This window comes from Mycolicibacterium smegmatis, from assembly GCF_001457595.1.
Taxonomy (GTDB): domain Bacteria; phylum Actinomycetota; class Actinomycetes; order Mycobacteriales; family Mycobacteriaceae; genus Mycobacterium; species Mycobacterium smegmatis.
In genome coordinates this window covers 6,008,994-6,027,287 of record NZ_LN831039.1, presented here as the reverse complement: position 1 = coordinate 6,027,287, position 18,294 = coordinate 6,008,994, and the positions used below count along the sequence as shown (strand labels likewise).

Annotated in this window: 17 protein-coding genes; 6 read left to right on the top strand and 11 right to left on the bottom strand. The window is 63.7% G+C overall.

Going from position 1 to position 18,294, the window contains the following annotated elements; all coding sequences use genetic code 11:
• A complete protein-coding gene (locus AT701_RS29140; RefSeq protein WP_011730923.1) occupies nt 1–741 on the bottom strand; it encodes a hypothetical protein in 741 nt (246 codons plus the stop codon).
• Nucleotides 742–1,170: 429 nt separating this feature from the next.
• On the opposite strand from AT701_RS29140, the gene AT701_RS29135 reads away from it, so the two are divergent.
• Both AT701_RS29135 and AT701_RS29130 read left to right on the top strand, forming a co-directional pair.
• Nucleotides 1,171–2,622 (top strand): nucleotide sugar dehydrogenase, encoded by a 1,452-nt coding sequence (locus AT701_RS29135; RefSeq protein ID WP_223495835.1) that lies wholly within the window; start codon nt 1,171–1,173, stop codon nt 2,620–2,622.
• Nucleotides 2,623–2,845: 223 nt separating this feature from the next.
• Nucleotides 2,846–3,817: an NAD-dependent epimerase/dehydratase family protein gene (locus AT701_RS29130; RefSeq protein WP_011730921.1), complete on the top strand. Its 972-nt coding sequence runs from the start codon at nt 2,846–2,848 to the stop codon at nt 3,815–3,817.
• An 11-nt stretch (nt 3,818–3,828) separates the two neighbouring features.
• Here the strand turns inward: AT701_RS29130 and AT701_RS29125 are convergent, their stop codons facing one another.
• The 6 genes from AT701_RS29125 to AT701_RS29100 all read right to left on the bottom strand — a co-directional run bounded on the left by AT701_RS29125 (nt 3,829) and on the right by AT701_RS29100 (nt 8,034).
• Nucleotides 3,829–4,428: a YveK family protein gene (locus tag AT701_RS29125; RefSeq protein ID WP_223495833.1), complete on the bottom strand. Its 600-nt coding sequence runs from the start codon at nt 4,426–4,428 to the stop codon at nt 3,829–3,831.
• 62 nt (nt 4,429–4,490) lie between these two features.
• Nucleotides 4,491–5,141, bottom strand: a complete 651-nt coding sequence (locus tag AT701_RS29120; RefSeq protein ID WP_014878502.1) for a YveK family protein — start codon at nt 5,139–5,141, stop codon at nt 4,491–4,493.
• Complete coding sequence (locus AT701_RS29115) at nt 5,138–5,890, bottom strand: SGNH/GDSL hydrolase family protein (RefSeq protein WP_011730918.1); 753 nt, start codon at nt 5,888–5,890, stop codon at nt 5,138–5,140. The genes AT701_RS29120 and AT701_RS29115 overlap by 4 nt, the downstream gene beginning before the upstream one ends.
• Nucleotides 5,887–6,426: an SGNH/GDSL hydrolase family protein gene (locus AT701_RS29110; RefSeq protein WP_223495831.1), complete on the bottom strand. Its 540-nt coding sequence runs from the start codon at nt 6,424–6,426 to the stop codon at nt 5,887–5,889. The genes AT701_RS29115 and AT701_RS29110 overlap by 4 nt, the downstream gene beginning before the upstream one ends.
• A gap of 116 nt (nt 6,427–6,542) precedes the next feature.
• Entirely contained in the window at nt 6,543–7,667 is a 1,125-nt protein-coding gene (locus tag AT701_RS29105) for a glycosyltransferase (protein ID WP_011730916.1), read from the bottom strand.
• 4 nt (nt 7,668–7,671) lie between these two features.
• Nucleotides 7,672–8,034 carry a putative colanic acid biosynthesis acetyltransferase gene (locus tag AT701_RS29100; RefSeq protein ID WP_328586934.1) on the bottom strand — a complete coding sequence of 121 codons (363 nt, stop codon included), beginning with the start codon at nt 8,032–8,034 and terminating at the stop codon, nt 7,672–7,674.
• Between AT701_RS29100 and AT701_RS29095 the strand changes: the two genes are divergently transcribed.
• Genes AT701_RS29095 through AT701_RS29085 form a run of 3 tightly spaced genes read left to right on the top strand, consistent with a single transcriptional unit; the run spans nt 8,020 to nt 11,821 of the window.
• Nucleotides 8,020–9,603, top strand: coding sequence for a hypothetical protein (locus tag AT701_RS29095; protein WP_328586933.1), 1,584 nt, complete (start codon nt 8,020–8,022; stop codon nt 9,601–9,603). The genes AT701_RS29100 and AT701_RS29095 overlap by 15 nt on opposite strands.
• Nucleotides 9,603–10,505 carry a glycosyltransferase family 2 protein gene (locus AT701_RS29090; protein ID WP_058127092.1) on the top strand — a complete coding sequence of 301 codons (903 nt, stop codon included), beginning with the start codon at nt 9,603–9,605 and terminating at the stop codon, nt 10,503–10,505. The genes AT701_RS29095 and AT701_RS29090 overlap by 1 nt, the downstream gene beginning before the upstream one ends.
• Entirely contained in the window at nt 10,502–11,821 is a 1,320-nt protein-coding gene (locus tag AT701_RS29085) for a lipopolysaccharide biosynthesis protein (RefSeq protein WP_058127091.1), read from the top strand. The genes AT701_RS29090 and AT701_RS29085 overlap by 4 nt, the downstream gene beginning before the upstream one ends.
• On the opposite strand, the gene AT701_RS29080 is transcribed toward AT701_RS29085, so the two are convergent.
• The 3 genes from AT701_RS29080 to AT701_RS29070 are packed head-to-tail and all read right to left on the bottom strand — an operon-like array spanning nt 11,787 to nt 14,647.
• Entirely contained in the window at nt 11,787–12,398 is a 612-nt protein-coding gene (locus tag AT701_RS29080; protein ID WP_058127090.1) for an LbetaH domain-containing protein, read from the bottom strand. The two genes, AT701_RS29085 and AT701_RS29080, sit on opposite strands and share 35 nt — an antisense overlap.
• Before the next feature lie 34 nt (nt 12,399–12,432).
• The gene (locus AT701_RS29075; protein ID WP_081319614.1) at nt 12,433–13,011 is read right to left on the bottom strand and encodes a YdcF family protein; all 579 of its coding nucleotides are present in this window, start codon (nt 13,009–13,011) and stop codon (nt 12,433–12,435) included.
• A 34-nt stretch (nt 13,012–13,045) separates the two neighbouring features.
• The gene (locus tag AT701_RS29070) at nt 13,046–14,647 is read right to left on the bottom strand and encodes a GMC oxidoreductase (protein ID WP_058127088.1); all 1,602 of its coding nucleotides are present in this window, start codon (nt 14,645–14,647) and stop codon (nt 13,046–13,048) included.
• Between the two features lie 215 nt (nt 14,648–14,862).
• Between AT701_RS29070 and AT701_RS29065 the strand changes: the two genes are divergently transcribed.
• Nucleotides 14,863–17,484, top strand: a complete 2,622-nt coding sequence (locus AT701_RS29065) for an AMP-binding protein (RefSeq protein WP_058127087.1) — start codon at nt 14,863–14,865, stop codon at nt 17,482–17,484.
• Here AT701_RS29065 and AT701_RS29060 read toward each other — a convergent pair.
• Nucleotides 17,434–18,294 carry an enoyl-CoA hydratase ChsH3 gene (locus AT701_RS29060; RefSeq protein WP_036453867.1) on the bottom strand — a complete coding sequence of 287 codons (861 nt, stop codon included), beginning with the start codon at nt 18,292–18,294 and terminating at the stop codon, nt 17,434–17,436. The genes AT701_RS29065 and AT701_RS29060 overlap by 51 nt on opposite strands.

The window sequence follows — 18,294 nt, the reverse complement described above, 5'->3', positions numbered from 1 at the left end:
TCAGGTCTGATTCACTTCTGTGCTTCTGATCGGCTGTCCGTTTGTCGACGGGGTATCGGACGCGTGATCCGCCCTGATCGGTTCGGGCCCATGAGATGCCTTGCGCCGTCGACCGATCCGGCTGGCCACCACATCGAAAAGCACAGTGACGACGACCGTGATGCCGAACCCCGCGACGAAAATCGCGATTGTCGAGCGGGTGCGGGCCGGCATTCCGGCGGCTGGGGTACTCGGAGGTGACACCATGAAGGGGCGGACCATCTGTGCGTCAGGGACCTGCGCCTGCTGCTGTAAGTTTCGCAGTGTTTCTTCGGCCTGAGCGGTGACGAGTTGCATCGTGATGGACACAGCTTCCTCGTCGGCATCCGTCGCCTCGATCATCACGAGCGGCAACTGCTGCATGTTCGCCGGGCTCGGGAACATCCTTGCGTCGTAATCCGGTATCCCGCCCGACGCGACCACCTTGTCGACCACCGCCGGCTCCTTGAGGCCCAGAGCCGTCATGTTGGCGATCAGCGATGCGCCGCCAACATCCAGAAGCCCGTTGCGTGGCACGGGAACCCCCTGCACCGCGTTGTCGATCCGCGAGCTCGGGGCGGCAAGGCCGATGACGGCGTTCGAGTAGTAAACCGGTTGCACCGAGTTGTATGTCGAGTAGCTGAGCCAGGTCACGATCGCCAACAGCGGAACAAAGACGTACCAGCGGCGGAAGCACGACCGCACTACATCAAACAGGTCCACGTCATGTCCCTTCGTAATGGAATCAATGGGAGTCCGGGGATTTGGCTGTGCTCAGGCTACCCACCGGGCGCGCTTTTCGATATGGATTCGGGATTTGCGGAGTTAATCCACTTTTGCCTCATCTGGCCCCAGTCGACCATTTGCCAGGGGGATAGCCGGTTTGTACCGAGGGTTGAAGTAGGTGCCACTGTGAGCAACCGGTGTACGCAGCTATTTGAAATGTAATGAACTAATCAAATACCCCCCAGTAGCGTGGGTTCGACAGCTTCCTGGCGTTGACAAAAGCCCAGGTGGAAGCCGTCATGAAGGTAGGGAAAGGGAAGACGATCGGATCCTCTCGACTCATTGTCTTGGATCTTCAGGTGACTTGTTCTGTCATGTGGTCCCATCTTGGCAAAGGGTGTTAGCATTGCGATCTCGACTGGCAGAATGCTGGCCCAAGGGCTTGCGGCGCGGGAAGGGCAGTCGATGCCGAGAATTGATAACTCACAGGGTGGTGATTCACTCGCCGCCCGGGAATTCAAGGGTGTCGCAGAATCCTGCGCGCCCTCTGGCCGAGCGGTGCGACGCGTCGCGGTTTTCGGTCTTGGTTATGTAGGCAGCGTTACTGCGGCTTGTCTTGCCAGCCGCGGTCATTCGGTCATCGGCGTCGATGTCAGGCGCGAGAAGGTCGACATGATCAACCGCGGTCAGAGCCCGGTGGTAGAAGGCGGCCTCGGCGAACTCATCTTCGGCGAGGTCGCCGCCGGCCGGCTCAGCGCGACCACGAATCCCGCTGATGCTGTGGCGAATACAGATATCGCGCTGGTATGCGTCGGAACGCCCTCGGCCGCGAACGGGAGCCTCCTCACGACGTATCTCGAGCGGGTAAGTGAAGACATAGGTGCTGCACTCGCGGGCCGTGCAGGACGCTACACCGTTGTAATACGGTCGACGGTTCTGCCTTGGACATGTGAGCAGATCGTTCTTCCGCGCCTGCAGGCCGCATCGGGACTGCGGGCCGGCGAGGATTTCGGGGTGGCGGTCAATCCTGAATTCTTACGTGAGGGAAGTTCGATCCGGGACTTCTTCGAGCCACCGAAGATCGTCATCGGCCAGTTCGACGCCGTCAGCGGAGACGTGGTTGCCCAACTGTATGAGGGAATGTCAGCTCCTGTTTTTCGCGTGCCACTCGCCGTCGCCGAGATGGTGAAGTATGCGGACAACGGATTTCACGCACTCAAAACGGGTTTCGCCAACGAGATCGGAGCAGTCTGCAAGGCCATGGGCCTTGACAGTCATGCCGTCATGGACATCTTCGTGGCCGATACAAAGCTCAACATCTCGAGGGCCTACCTGCGGCCGGGCTTCGCATTCGGCGGCTCGTGCCTGCCCAAGGATCTCCGCGCACTCATCCATCGTGCACGGACCTCCGACGTCCCCCTGCCGATCTTGGAGAGTGTCTGCATTTCCAACAACGGCCAGATCGATCGTGCGTTCAATGTCATCGAGGCGACCGGCAAGCGTCGCGTCGGTCTGCTCGGCCTCGCCTTCAAATCGGGTACCGATGACTTGCGGGAAAGCCCCTTGGTGGCACTGGCGGAACGCCTTGTCGGACGCGGCTTCGACTTGCAGATCTACGACCCACAAGTCTCCGCGTCACGGCTGCTCGGTGCCAATCGAGCCTTCGCCGAAGCGCGAATTCCGTGTCTTTCACAGTGTGTTTCGGACTCGCCCGACGAAGTCGTCAACCATGCCGAGGTGTGCGTTGTCGGCGCAGCGGATCCAGAGTCGATCGCTGCTCTGAGGCGCGTCGACGGGCGCATCGTGGTCGACCTGGTGCGGTTTCCGGGGTCGGTGGACTACCAGGACGATCCTCGCTACATCGGCATCAGTTGGTGATGATCTCGGTGCTCCTGGTGTGGTTTCGAGTACGTCAATGCGGGCGCCGGCAGCCATCATTGCGCGTAACATTGGGTCCGACTGGTTGCGGGGGTTGAGCCCCTAGGGGGAAGGTGGCCATGCGGGTGAGCATCGGTCGATGTGTGTGTGAGCATATTCTTGACGATGGCTGCGGTACTGGGAGAGCCGATTTGGGCTCTGCGCGCATGTGCGCTGGCGCCAAGTGAGCCGGATACTCGTCACCGGTGGCGTAGGGACGATCGGCAGCGCGGTAGTTCGGCGATTGCTGCATGAGAGCGCTTACGAGATCCGAGTGTGCGATCAACGGCCGGCACCGCAGTGGATGAACGAGGCGTGTGAGATACGCACCGGGGATCTGCGTTCCGCCGACGAGGCGCGGGCGGCTGTCGATGGATGTACCCACGTCATCCATCTCGCAGCGATCGTAGGCGGCATCGCCAACTTCCACAGGCTTCCGCACACGCTCCTCGAGATGAATACCGGCCTGTACAACTCGGTGTTCAGCGCGGCACTTCGTGAAGGAGTCGAAAGACTCGTCTATGTGTCCTCGTCGATGGTGTTCGAGCAGGCGACGCAGTTTCCGACCACGGAAGAACACCTGCTGGATTGTCGCCCACCACGATCGGCGTACGGCTTCTCGAAGCTGACCGGTGAGATCTACTGCCGCGCCGTGCATGAGGAACACGGCCTGCCGTTCACCATCTGCCGGCCGTTCAATGCATACGGGCCCGGCGAACTGCCCGACACGGAGCCAGGAATCGCGCATGCCGTCCCCGACTTGATCAGAAAGGCGCTCTCGGGTCAGCACCCATTGCAGATCTTCGGCTCCGGTACGCAGACCCGTACGCTCACACATGTCGACGACATTGCGGACGGCATCGTCACGGCGATGTTCCATCCGGCGGGCGAGAACCAGGATTTCAACATCTCCGCCTCAGAGGAACACACAATCGCCGAGATCGCACAGATGATCTGGACGGCGTGTGGGCTGGATCCAGAGGATTTCGCACTGGAGAACGTGCCGACCTTCGAGGTCGACGTCCAGCGGCGATGGCCGTCGGTCGAGAAGGCGCGCATGCTGCTGGGGTGGCAGGCTCGCGTGGATCTGCGTGACGGTATCGCAACTACCGTCGAATGGCTCCGCGAGCAACAGTGTATTGCACGGAACTCCTGACGACGCCGCTTTCAGCTGCCTTCCACTGTTTGAGCGGCTTTCGGTGCGCGGCCGACAGGGTCGTCCGAGTCGGCATCGAGTTGCTCACGAGATGCGCGAAGCCACACCGCCGCTCCGCCGAGCAGGAGGGCTGCGAGTGCTGCCAACAGATAGAGCAAGGCTCGCTCGACCGGGTCCCTGCGCGCCGGCGTCGCGTCGCTGACCATCGTCGTCTGAACCTTCTGATCGTCCTCGCCGGTCGCCGTCTCGATCGCGGCCGTGTACGCGACGAACTCCCGCGCGACGGTGTTCGCGATCAGTTCCGCACGTTGCGGTGACGAGTCGGAGATCCTGATGTCGATGAGTGAGGTCTTGGGTGGAACGTTGGTGGCGGACAATTCTTCGGCGAGTTGCTTTGCTGTCATGGGTAAACCGAGTTTGTCGATGACGCGCTGGGTCACCACATCGCTTTTCAGCAGCGGGATGTACGTGCGGATGCGCCGGATAGCAACCTCTTCGTTCTGGTACGCCGCCGCAGTCGTCGATCCCTCGATCGACACCATCAATCGCGCCGATGAGACGTATGTGACGGGCAGCATCATTATCGCGGCTGCGCCGACGATGAGAACCAACCCGGCGACGAGCAGATACGTCGACCAGAACCGCTGTGCCGCAGCGACAAAAGATTTCAGGTTCAACCCTTCACCCCCGAAGGTTCGGTTTCCGTTTCCGCGTAGGGGTGCAGTGCCGACCGAACCGCCACGATGGTGGCAGCTGCTACCAGGCCTGTGAGCGCGACCCCGAAGAGGAGGAGTGGAAGCGGCACACCCGACGCGACCATCCGGCTGGGCATCCCGGGCGGGTCGACGACAACGAGTTCGGCACGCGGAACCAGCGATCCGGGAACCGACTCCAACATGCGTACCGTGGCTCCGTATCCAGAGAGGAACATAGTGGCCGTCTGCTGTGCTTGCCCTGCAGAAGGCGCGCTTGCCGTTACGGTGATGAGCGCGGTCCCAGGGACGTTCTCCGCGTTGATTCGCGAGGACAGGGTGGCCGGTGCGATGTCGAGGTGGAGATCGGCGATCACGCGTTCGGCCACAGTCGAGCTTTTCGCCAGCTGCGCGTAGGTCGCGGCGCGTGATCGAGCATAAGTATCGCCGCCGTCGACGACGCGGCTGACGTCGCCAGGCGTCCGGACCAGCACTGTCGCCTTTGACTGGTACATGGGTGGTTGAAGGATCAACACGACCGTCGCAACCGCGAGTGCAAGCAAGACGCCCCACACGAGCCACCGCCACCGAATTCGGAGGAGGCGCAGATAGGTCACGAGCACGGGGTTCACGACGGTGGCCTGACGTTTCGCGTCTGAAGTGCTTCGATCAGAGCCGCGAGAATCCGCTTTTCTCCTTCGGCGTTGGGGTGAATCTTGTCCGATGCGAGCAGATCTGACGTATCTGTGCCGGACAACGTGCTGAGCGGATCGATGAAGATCACCCCTTTGGCGTCGGGCGTCGCCTTCAGGCGTGCCATGAACTCGTCGGTCATACCCAAATCGTCAGTGGGGTCGTCCAGGAAACGGGGCCGGACGAAGACGATCTGAGCCCGCGGCCATGCCCGGCGCACCTCACCGAGTGTCGAGACCGTTTCCTCGAACGCATATGTGCGTGGGGCGAAATCGTCGTTTCGTCCTCCGTCGAGCACCACCAGGTCGGGGTCGTACTTGGCGGACAGCCCGGGGATACGTTCGATGAACGACAACGACTTGCCGGTGTACGGATCGTCCCAGCGATTCGCCGGGCCGCCGCTGATGTAACCCGTCCCGCCGACCGCCGACAGCGCGCACAGCCAGCCCATCCGAAGCGCCGCCCGGCATGCATAAGACAACTCGGCAGAGCTTTCACCCGCGGTGTACGAATCACCGATGAACAATGCGAGCGGTCGTGTGTCGGGCGGTGCGTGGTCTTCGCGGACAGAGGACGACGTCGAGTAAGGCGTTGTCACGACCTCAGGGCGGGAGATTCCGGCGATGCCGAGCGCGATCGCGGCCGCGAGGGTGATTGCGCCGAGGTCCAGCCAGCGAGTGCTGTTCATTTCAGGACCTGCGTTCGGAGCCATGTCGCGATCTTGTCCGCGGCAATCGACTGTCCTTCATCGCTCGGGCCAGTGCGGTCAGGGTGCATCTGAGCCCTGGTGAACAGGGGCGGGTCAAGGGCATCGAAATACGGCACCCCGGTCTGCGCGGCGGCTTTCCGAACGGCGTCGTCAACCCGACGAACTGACTCGGGAACGGGTGTTTCGTACCAGAACGGACCGACCACGGCCACCTGTTGACCACCCCGGATGACCTTGTTGATCGCCTCGACCGCTCCGACGGTGACCGCAGTCATCTCCGGCACGGAGGCGTCGGCAGTGCCGGTCATCAGCAGGATCACGCGCGGGTGCTGCGCCTGCGCACGTTCCACCTGATACCTGAAGGCCTGGCCACCCATTCCGTCTGCCGCGAAACCCGATTCGGGGAGTGCGTAATTGGACACCGACCAACCGTTTCTCGCAGCCATCAGCGTCGGCCAGACGACCCGGTTCTTGATGCCGGCCGTGTTCTGATCACCGATCACGGCGATGGTCACCGGCGGCACGCCGGCTGTGGCCGGTGTCCAGGCGAGTGTGGACGCGAGAACCAGCTGCAGGCCGAGGAAGAGGCCGATGACCCACCGGATCCGCTGGTGAACCGTCTCGTTTTTCTTCATGGCGCACCTACCAGGGCGTCGGAGTACGTGCTCACGAGGCGATCCCCGACTGGTCGCATGCCGAAGCGTTCGACCACGGTTTCTCTGCCGCGTTCGCCGATCGACTTGGTATGCGCGCGATCGCGGAGGATCGCGCCGACGGCCGCCGCCAGACCGGACACCGACGGGTCGGTGACGGCACCACAACCACACTGCTCGATGATCGGTGCCAGGCCGCAGTCGTCGGTCACGACAACAGGCAGGCCGACCGACATCGCCTCCAGTACCGACATCGGGAACGGTTCTCGAACGGATGGGAGCACGTAGACATCTGCTTCGGCCATCCGTGCCGGGATGGCTTCGGGGCTCAGCGCACCCTCCCAGGTGATCCGCGGATCTCCACCGAGTGCTGCCCGAATGGCCGGGCCCTCACCTTCGTCCGGCCCCACCAAGGTGAATCGGGCGTCCATGCCGGATGCAAGCAATTCCCTTGCCATCTCAATGAATACCACGGGTCGTTTCCTCGCATGCATGCGCGCTGCGAAAAGCACCTCCGGTGCTCGCCCCAAAGTTCGGCCCGAGTGGGCGGTGGGGTACTCAGGTACGCCGTTGCCCAGTTCTACGAGCCGCAGATCAGGCCCGGCGACAGCGATGAGCTGTTCCCGTTCCACCGAGTCGAGGAAGAACACTGCACGCGCGTGACGGAGAATGTCGTGGGTCCACATCCGATCCAGCGGTGTGGCAAGTGAATGGTTCGTCGGCACGACCATGCCGTGTGTCTGTAGCACATACGGGATTCCGCGCCGACGCACCACTGCGGCCACCGGCATGGTGACGAGGTCGCGCGCCAAGTGAACATGTACGGTGTCGAATTCGCGCCAGTTGCGACGCAGCCAGCTCGTGAGACCTGGGGCGTAGGTCCAGGCAAACCCTGATCGGCGCAATATGTTTGTGGCAGCAAACAGTTTGACCGGCACTCCGTTCAGCTCGCTCGGTAATGCCTCGTAACCACGTGCCGCCCCCGCGATCGTCACCTCGTGCCCGCGGCCGGCCAGTTCGGCGCTCTGGTTGAGTGCCACGCGGGTGGGTCCGCCGTACAGACCGTCCGGACTGAACAATGTCACCACCTGCAGGATGCGCATGTCGTCACATCCGGCTGACGGTCGGTTGTGAGGCCTGGACCAGCGAGTCCGCAGGCACATCGCGCTGAATGAGCGACATGGCGCCGACGACGGAGTTCGCGCCGATACGAACTCCGCGTAGAACGGTGCTGCGTGCGCACACCCACGCACCGTCTTCGATCGTGATCGGCCCATTGTCGAATTCGAAGGTCGGAGACCTGCGGTCGTGACTGCCGGTGCACAGGAAGACATGTTGCGAGATGCAGACGTCGGATCCGATGACTATCTGGTCGAGGTTGTACAGCTCACTGCCGACACCGATCCAGGAGTTGTCTCCGATGGTGAGTTTCCACGGCCACTGGACCGTGACCCTATGCCGGATCAACACGTTCTCTCCGATCTGGGCGCCGAACCAGCGCAACATGGCGCACCGAAGCCGGCTCGGGCACCACACCTGCGTGAAGACGAGGTTCGACGCTGCGACCCAGAGGATCTGCGCGCAGAGGCCACGGCCCTTGTCGTAGGACCTGCCACGCCGCGCGGCCAGCGATCGGTTCGGCTGTGTGATCGACACATTGCCTCCGCTAGCAAAGGATCTGACGAGGAATATGGTAACGGGAGCTACGACTTCGCCACGCGAAACCGCGTAAACAGCTATCGTCAACTTTTGCGCGCATCGGTCAATTGGGGGTGTGTGTTGACAACTACCGAGCTCGCACCCTGTTCGCTACAGGACAAAAGCCGAGTGCATTCCGTAATGCCCGGCCAGATCTTGATTTTCGTGGCTGCCGCAGCCTCGGCGATACAGGGCGCCAACGTGACGGTGACAGCACTGTCCCTGATATGTCTGCTGATCGCGCCGGCGTGGTTCCTCATGTCGCACCGGGGAATCGACGTCCTACCTCTTCTGCTCGCCGCTCTGGGCTGGATCTCGTTCCTCGCGTCGTGTCTGGTGAACGACGTGAGCGTGTTGTGGCCGAACGCCCTTGCGCCTGCGGCTTTCGGGTTGTACTTCATCGGGTTGACGGTGATCACAAGGCGTGCAGTCGACTCGATCGCAGTGGTGTTGGCAGGACTGGCCGTCGGCGCGATCGTCTTCTTCGTGACGGAGGGGATCGAACTGACCCACACCGGGCGTTTCGCGGATACCTGGAAATACGGCATCGCCGCTGCCGTGACGATCGTCCTCGTGTTCGGTCTGACGATTTTGCGGGCACCGCGCCTGGTGATACCGGTTGCGCTGCTCGCGCTCGGTTTGGCCAGTCTGGGGCTGAACTATCGCGCGCACGCGCTGGTGTGTTTCCTCGCCGCCGGAACCTTGTTGATAGATCACATTTTTGGGTCCAGACTCCGCCGCGGATGGCAGTTCGCGGGTCTCATCATGATCGGTGTGGCGTTCGCGTACGTGATGCCGATGGTCGCTCGCACCGGACTGTTCGGATCGGCACTGCAACGCAAGACCATCGAGCAGGACGCGTTCAACGTGCCGCTACTGCTCGCGGGCCGGACCGAACCACCCATGAGCATCACCGCAATTCTCGAGCATCCGCTTCTGGGTTGGGGAAGTGCCATGAACCTGACCCCCGACGTGTACACGCGCGCCCAGCATCTTGCGACCCGGCTTGGGTTCGATCCGACGTTCCCCTTCGACGTGTACTGGGAATTACCGCCCACCAACTATTCCGCGATGCATTCGATTCTTCTGGGCTCTTGGGCCGAAGGAGGCGTGCTGGCAGTGCTCCTACCCGCGGCACTGCTGGTGGCATGCCTCGGCATCGTGTGGAACTTCACCAGGCTCGGTCGATGGGCACCGCTGGGCGTCACAGTGGCACTGCAGGGCATCTGGGACATCATGTACGGCCCGTGGCTGTACAACATGATTCCCACTTTCGTATGCATCGCGTTGCTGTTCTCCGCCACTCACTTTCGCGGTCGATCGGTACGGTCAGACAGCTGATGAAACCCAGCGTCAGCGTGGTGATCGCCACGATCGGCAGACCGTCTCTCGCGTGTGCCGTCCAGTCGACGCTCGGGCAGACATATCCCGTCGATGAGATTCTCGTCGTCGCGGAACCGGATGTGCAGGTGCGCCTCCCGGGCGACGATCGGATCAAGGTTCTCGCGGCACCACCCGGTCACGGCCCGGCACGAAGCCGGCAACTGGGTATCGATGCCGCACGGGGGACCGTCATCGCGTTGCTCGACGATGACGACCTGTGGCGGCCGACCAAGCTGACCCGTCAGCTCGCGGCAGTCGAGGAGTTCGGCGACGACCACTGGATCGTGTCCTCCAGGATGCTGGTCCACGGGCCGGGCGATCGGCGGCGCATATGGCCCCAGCGCCTCATCGCGCCAGGAGAGGCCGTGGCGGAGTATCTGTTCCGGTTCGAGCGACTGGGATTCGGCAACGCCAATCTGCAGACGTCCACCCTGTGCTTCCCCACCGCGCTGGCACGATCGATTCCGTGGGGCGCACCGCTCGACCAACCCCACGATGAGCCCAGTTGGCTGATACGGGTACAGCGCACCGTGCCCGACCTGCGCGTGATTCAACTCCCCGAACCGTTGACCATCTACAACGTGCACGGCCGTTCGGTCTCCCGCGACACCACCGATCGAACTGGCATATACATCCGCTGGGGGTTACGCCACCTTGCGCCGGAGTCACCGCGGGTTCTCGGCGACTATCTCTGCACCAGTCCCGTGAGTGCGGCGGTCTCGGCTGGGTCACTGAGCGGGGTGGCCAGAGCGACGTGGTCGGCGGTGCGGTACGCCCGGCCGGGCGTTGTCGCTCTGACCTACGCGATTCTGAACGCGGTCAGGATCGTCGTGCGCCGGTTCTCGGCCGTCCGGCGATGACGACCGATCAGGGGCGTCTGGCACCCGAGGAGCGCCGTTCGCTGGTGCTCGGCCCGCTGTACCGCATCCTCGGAACACCGGTCGTGGCGTTGCTGGGCCTGCTGAACACGGCGATCATCGTCCGCGAGACAGGCGAAGCCGTGTTCGGTCTGGTCTCACTCATCGCCACGGTCACCCTGTTGTTTCCGTTTGCCGACCTCGGTATCGGAGCCACGGCGATCAACGCCGCGGCGATGCTCGGCGGCAAAGATCATGATGAGGCCGTCGATGTCATCCGGCGCGCCTACCGCGTCCTTTTCCTGGTCGCCGGCACCCTGATCGCGATCGCGTTGGGTGTCATGGTGCTCGACGGATGGCGCGCGGCGATCGGATTCGCCAGCGGCCCCGAGGACCGCTGGGCGATCACTGTTGCCGTGTGCATATTTGCACTGACCATTCCAGCCGGCCTCGGGCCGCGGATCCTGGTGGGCATAGACCGGAATCCGATGGCCACACTGGTTTTGATGAGCTGCCCCGCATTCGGGCTGGGACTCACACTCGTACTGCGTGGCATGGGAGCAAGTGGGATCTGGTATGCCATATCGGCACTGGGTGGTCTGCTCATCGGCCAGTTGGTCGGTACCGTACTGGCGCTGCGACTGTCCGGGCTCGGAGCGGACGTGTTCTCGTCGGTGTCCTCGTCGCGAGCAGGAACTCGCCTGCTGGCCGGCAGTATGTGGCTGTTCCTGGTCGGCGTGGGCATTCCGATCGGGTCTCAGGGCGGACGAGTTCTGTTGGCGCACCTTTCGACGCCCGAGGAATTGTCCCGTTACGCGTTGATGGCGCAGATCTACGCGATCGGCTGGCAGATCCTGTCGACTGCGGCCCTGGCGTACTGGCCGATCTTCGTCAAGAGAAGAAGCGTCGTGGACGCGACGATCCGCATGTGGTGGCAACTCACGGTCGCGCTGGCTGTCGTGGGGATCGTGGCGATGGTGCTCCTGGGGTTGCTCGGCCCCTGGGCGGCATCGGTGCTGTCGGATGGAGAGATCGATGTTTCTGCTTGGCTTGCCCTGGCGTTCGGCGCCGTCCTGGTCGGCCAAGCCGTGCATTTCGCGTCCTCGGTCCTTCTGACCAGGTCGAATGAGGCTCGGTGGCAGGCGCTTTGGACGTTGACGATGGCAGCCGTCAGCATCGGGCTCGGATGCCTGGTGGTTGCCCGCTTCGGTGCGGTCGGGGTGGTGTTCGCTTCGGCGCTTGCGATCCTCACAGCGCAGGTACTCCCTGATCTGCTGTGGGTGCCTAGGCTTGTGCGTCGCCGGTCGCCGGTCGGTTGAGCATCGTCGCAGCGGGTGCGACGACGGTCGCGCCGGCGGGCACATCGTGGATCACCGTCGCGTTGACTCCGATCGTCGCTCTGTCGTGCAGGGTGATCGGACCGATCACCACCGCTCCGGCCCCCACCCGCACGTGGTCGCCCAATGTCGGCCTGCCTCGAGTGTTGTGCCCGATGGTGACCTGCTGGTTGATCCAGCAGTGGGACCCGATGGATTCCGCGGCGACGATGGTCCCCACACCGTGCTGGATGAAGAAGGCCGGCCCGATGCTGCCGACGTCGAGCGTCAGGGTGGGTTCGGGCGGGTACAGCTTGCGCAGGAGCACGCGCAGCGGCCATGGAACAGATCGCAGCCGGTAGTGGACGAGCGTGCGGAATTCACACAGCGCGCCACTCAGGTAGGCGAAACGCGAATAGTGATCGAGGGCAGACAGATCGGGATCGTCGATGCAGCTCATCCACCAGTCGACATCCTCGGTGACCACGTCCGCCGCGTCCGATCGGTTGACGGTGAACCACAACGGATAGGCCCAGACGCGCGCGAGCGTGAGCAGTGTCGTCCGTCGGTCACGCGTCATGTCGTCATCGTAGGTCCGAAATGGTGCCGTCCACTCAACATCCGGGTTGCAACATCGCTCGCGCATAACCAGCCGTCTGGTAGACGTAGTGGAACGCCCACTCGAACAACGACAACCGAACCGGCAGAGCCACCATCACCAGTTCGCCGGCATAGCACTGTTCGAGGATGTACCTCGCCCGGGAGATGTGCGGTCGAATGGTCACCACGATGACCCGCTGCCAGCCGTTCTCTTCCGCCAACCGGCGGAGTTCTCGTCCTTCCCCCTTGGTCGTTCGGGGATCCGGAATGAAGCAGATCAAATGGAATTCAGGATGCGGTTCGGCACAGTACTCGGTCATGAACGGGTCGTCGGCCCCATTCGGGTTCGATACCACGACGGTTTGCGCCCAACCCTCCCTGCCCAGATCGAACCCGAATCCGTATCGGCGATAATCCGGGCCGCCGAGGATCAGGACGGCGTCGGCATGCCGCGGCGGATCGACTTGGGGAAAGACGTAAACCGGTAACCCGGCGACCAGTGCTGCGGTGAGAATCAGGCAGAACGCCAACATCCCGTTGCGAAAGCGTCGCCGGCGGGGTGTGAGTTTCGCGCCCCTGGCGGTATCGGGCATGTCGCGACTGTACCTTGAACCAGGCATATGGCTGTCAGTGCTTCAAGTAATCCTCAGCGATGAACCGGCACGCCCGCACGGTGAGTGCCATCATCGTGAGGGTGTGGTTCTGGAAACCCGATGAGACGAAACACGCGCCGTCGGTCACGAAGACGTTGTCGGCATCCCAGACCTGACAGTAGGGATTGAGTACCGAGTTGTCCGGGCGCTCGCCCATTCTGGCGCCGCCGCTCTCGTGGACGGCCGCCCCCGGCCAGTACGCGCCGTAGTCGGTGAAGAAGCGGGACCGAAGCAATCGCAGTGCGATGCTGCGGCGCCCGAGGTCATGATCGTTTTCGACCGGAAGGCCACCGGCCGTGGCGATCTCGCGGATCGTCGACCGCATGTGGCCGACCATCCTGACCTCGTCAGGGGAGTGGCTGCACTCGATCCGCGCGGCCGGCACGCCCCACGCATCGGTGACCCTGGGGTCCAGTGACACCCGGTTGTCGAACCGCGGTTGCATCTCCCCGAGGGCGTACATGCTCCAGGTCGGCTTACCACGTCCGATGCCGATCTGAATACCATAGCCACCGGGAAATCCGACGGCGGCAGGGTCGCAGAAATTCGGGATGTACAGACCGGTCGCGGCGAAGTCGAACCCGTCTTCGGCGGGACTTGGTTCGATCTCGTGTTCGGCAACGCTGCCGCTCTGCGCGTAGGCGACGTGATCACATACGTACCTGCCGAGATGGCCGGACGAGTTGCCCACACCGGCGGGATGCGTTGCGGTTCTTGAATTCAGAAGGATCCTGACGCTTTCGATCGCCGACGCGCACAGCACGACCACCCTGCCGTGAACGGCTTGCGCCGCGCCGGTGCTCCGGTCGACGTAGTCGACGCCCACGGCTTTCCCGGTCCGTGGATCGATCATCAGGCGGCGTACGACGGCGTCGGTACGGATCTCGAGGTTTCCGGTACCCATGGCGAGGCGTAGCGGCAGCGGGATTCTTTCCCGGTCGTACCTGACAGTTCTTCCGTAGGTCACACGCACGTTCGGTAAGCGGTTCTCGAGGCTGGTCTTGAACTTCTCCTCTATCTGCGTGGTTTTCGCGGGTCCGAGGAATTTCCCGTCGGGGCAGGAAGCGATGCCCGAAGGGGCGCCGTGGACGCCGAGCGTCTGTTCGACGATGTCGTAGAACGGCGCCACGTCCTCGTACGAGATCGGCCAGTCGATGCCGTGCCCACGCAGGCTCGCGGATTTGAATTCGTTGTCCGACATCCGCGGAACATGCCTGGACCATGTGTGCAGACGGCCCCCGAGTTGGCGGCCGCGATACCAGAGAAACCGTTTACCAGGCGTTGTGGTGTACGGGTTCTGCCGGTCGTTGACGTAGAAGTGCTTGGTGGTCTCGAAGAATGCCGCGCACTGCGCCTGGACGAATTGGCCGCTGACGGCGGCTTTTGCGCGGCTCGCCATCCCGATGGCGCCCGTCGGCGCCTCAGCGGGAAAATCCCTCGCGGGATCAACAGCCCGACCGGCCTCCAGCAGGACCACTCGCAGACCACTTTCGGTCAGCTCTTTGGCCGCCCAGGACCCTGCCGCGCCGGAACCCACGACGATTGCGTCGTAAGGGGATTCGTCAGTGCTCTTCATTCGCATCTCGTTCGCATGTGGGGCGGCAGATCGTATGGGACGCACCCTCTGCCGCTACCGGGGCGCTCATCGCCAAGATGCTGTGGAAACGCGAGGCGCTTGCTGGCAACGGACTCTACATCACCGGTGTCACGACGAAAGGCAAGTTATTCATACTCGGGGCAAGTTCGCTGAGTCGGTGACGGTCGACGCCAGATGCTGACACAATATTTGCTGTGCGCGGCACGGCAGGTGCGAGTGGGGCGGGTTTTCTCGACGGGTGGGATGAACATTCAGACCACCCGGCCCTGATCACCGACCGGCGCACCATCACGTATGCCGAACTCTCCGCGCGTGTTTCGGCAGAGTCACAGCTGTGTGATATGGCCCGCTGCCTGGTGCTGATCGAGCTGAGGAACACGGTCGAGGCGATCGTGAGCTACCTGGCCGCGTTGCGTGCGGGGCACGTGGTGCTGGTGGCGTCCAACGCCGACTCTCGTGACGCACTAGTGGCGGCATACGACCCCGACGTGGTGATCGGTACCGACGGTGCAGACGGGTGGACAGTGCACCGGCGCCGCCTGACTACACGGCATGAGCTGCATCCCGACCTGGCGCTCCTGCTGTCCACATCGGGATCGACCGGCTCACCGAAATTGGTGCGCCTGAGCCACGCGAACCTCGACAGCAACGCCCGCGCGATCGCGCAGTACCTGGGAATCGACGGCTCCGATCGGGCGATGACGGTGCTGCCGTTGTCCTACTGTTACGGGCTCTCGGTGCTGCACAGCCATCTGACGCAGGGTGCGACGGTGGTCGTCACCGGATTGTCGGTGGTGGACGCCGGATTCTGGGACCTGGCGCGCGCGACCGGGGCGACGTCGTTCGCGGGGGTCCCCTACACATTCGACCTCCTGGACAGCGTGGGTTTCGCCGATATCGAACTGCCCAGCCTGCGTTACGTCACTCAAGCCGGTGGCAAGATGAGCGCCGCCCGGGTGCGGAGGTTCGCCGAGCTCGGACATCGCAGGGGCTGGGATCTGGTCGTCATGTACGGACAGACCGAGGCCACCGCCCGTATGGCGTACCTCCCGCCCGAGCGCGTACTCGATGCGCCCGAGGCGATCGGGCAGCCCATTCCCGGTGGGGCATTCACCATCGACGGCGACTCCGAACTGATCTACCACGGTCCGAATGTCATGCTCGGCTACGCCACAACGTCTCGTGACCTCGCGCTCGGGCGCACCATCGATTGTCTTCACACCGGCGATCTGGCCCGTCGCCGCGCCGATGGGTTGTACGAGATCATCGGCCGGCGCAGCCGGTTCCTGAAGCTGTTCGGCCTACGCGTCGACCTCGACCAGCTGGAGCACAGCCTGCGAGCCGACGGCATCGAGGCCCTGTGCGCGGGGGACGACGCACGACTGATCGTCGCGGTCACGCGGAGCACGCCCGATCCGGTCCCAGTCGTCTGCACGAAGGTGGGTCTGCCCGCCACCGCCGTGCGGACCGTGGTGCTCGACGAACTGCCCCACAACGCCAACGGCAAACCGGACTACGCGGGCGTGCTGCGGCTCGCCGAAAGCCGCACCCAAGGCACAGAAAGTGCCGCTCCCGCAGCGCAAAACAGTGACGTGCGTGCGCTCTACCGTGAGGTTCTCGCGGTCGACGAAGTCGCGGACACCGATACGTTCGTCAGCCTCGGAGGTGACTCGCTGTCCTACGTCGAGACGTCACGGCGTCTCGATGATCTTCTCGGCACACTCCCCACGCACTGGTACCTGCGCAGCGTCGCCGATCTGGAACAGCACGCGCGGAGCAAGCAGCGTGGCCTCTTCGCATGGATGGAACTCAGCACCGTTCTGCGTGCCGTGGCGATCGTCCTGGTGTGCGCCAATCACGTGGGCCTGACGTATCTGTTCGGCGGCGCGCACGTTCTGCTTGCGGTCGCCGGCCACAGCTTCGCCCGATTTCAACTCAGCGCGGTCGCGACGAGCGGACGGGTTCGGCCTTTGATCCGGTCGATCGTGCGCATCGTGGTTCCGTCCGTGATCGTGATCGCGGTCGCCTACGCGATCACGCGGCACTACGACGTATGGAACATCCTGCTCATCGAGCACCTCTTCGCACCGGAAGGACCCGAGCTCGGACCGGATGCCTGGGACCCGGTGTGGAACTACTGGTTCATCGAGGTGCTGGTTCTCGCACTTGTCTTCTGCGCAGTGCTGCTGGCGATCCCGGCGGTCCGTCGTGTCGAACGGACCTGGCCGTTCGGGTTCGCCACCGGTCTCGTCGCTGTCGGCCTCGCGCTGAGGTTCCAGCCCTTCTCTGGTGACGGCGCGATGGAGCTGTATCGCCCGGTCGCCACACTGTGGTTGTTCGCGATCGGCTGGGCAGCGGCGCGCGCGACCCGCGACCGTGAGCGTGTGCTGTTGACGGTCGCGGCCGTGTGCGGTGCCATGCTCCCGGGTTTCTCCGACGGCGACAGCGGGCGAAAGCTCGTCATCGCGTGTGGCTTGCTGCTGCTCATCTGGGTCACCCGCGTGCCGGTTCCCGTTGGGCTACGGCGCATCACCGCCATCCTGGCCGGTGCGTCCCTGATGATCTACCTGACGCAGCCGCTGACCTTCTTCCTTCTGGAGTGGGGTCGGTCGCTGTTGGTCGACCAGCCGGACGCACGAGTACCCAGACCGGCGCCTTCGGGAGTGATGCACGATCTACGGCTTGTCGCCGCGACCGTCATCGCGCTGGTGGCCGGAGTGCTCGCATGGAAGGCATACGAGCTGGTGCTGCGGCACCTCGCGCGGTTACGCCGGGACCAACTCCACACCCGAGAGCACGACGGTGTTGTCCCGTGACGGTGCGGTCAGGACGCCGATGAACTTGCCGTCTTCCTTCCAGATGTTCGCCGAGAGCGTCTCGCCGGGGAACACGACGCCCGCGAAGCGGGCGCCGTAGCTCGCCACGCGCGACACGTCGCCGTCGAGCAGGTTGTCGACGATGGCCTTGCAACCGATGCCGTAGGTGCACAGCCCGTGCAGGATCGGCCGGTCGAAGCCCGCGGCCTTGGCGAAGGCCGGGTCGGAGTGCAGCGGATTGCGGTCACCGCACAGCCGGTACAGCAGCGCCTGCTGGGGCAGGGTCGGCAGGGAGATCTCGAAATCAGGTGCCCGCGATGGCGGTTCGACCGAGGTGGAGGGGCCGCGCTCGCCGCCGAAGCCACCTTCGCCGCGCGCGAAGATGGACCGCTTGGTGGTCCACAGCACCTTGCCGGACGGGTCGGTGACCGTGGTCTCGCTGACGATCACCGCGGCCTTGCCCTTGTCCCAGATCTCGGTGAAGCGCTGCACCGACTTCGCTGTGCCGCTCGTGGGGATCGGGCCGGGCACGCTGACGGCCTCGCTGGCGTGCAGCACCTTGGACAGTTCGATGTCGATGCCGGGGAACTGCACCTTGGGCGGCTCGGTCATGTGGAAGCTGGCCGCGACGTTGCCGAACGTCGGAAGCACCTGCGGGGTGCCGTCGACCAGGTACCGCAGCTCACGCTCGTCCATGGGGTCCGCCCCGGCGCCGAGGCCCAGGTGGTAGAGCTGGATGTCACTGCTGGTCCACGAGAACTCGATGGGTTCCAGCTCGGCGCCCAGTGCTTTGTCGAGATCGATTGGCAT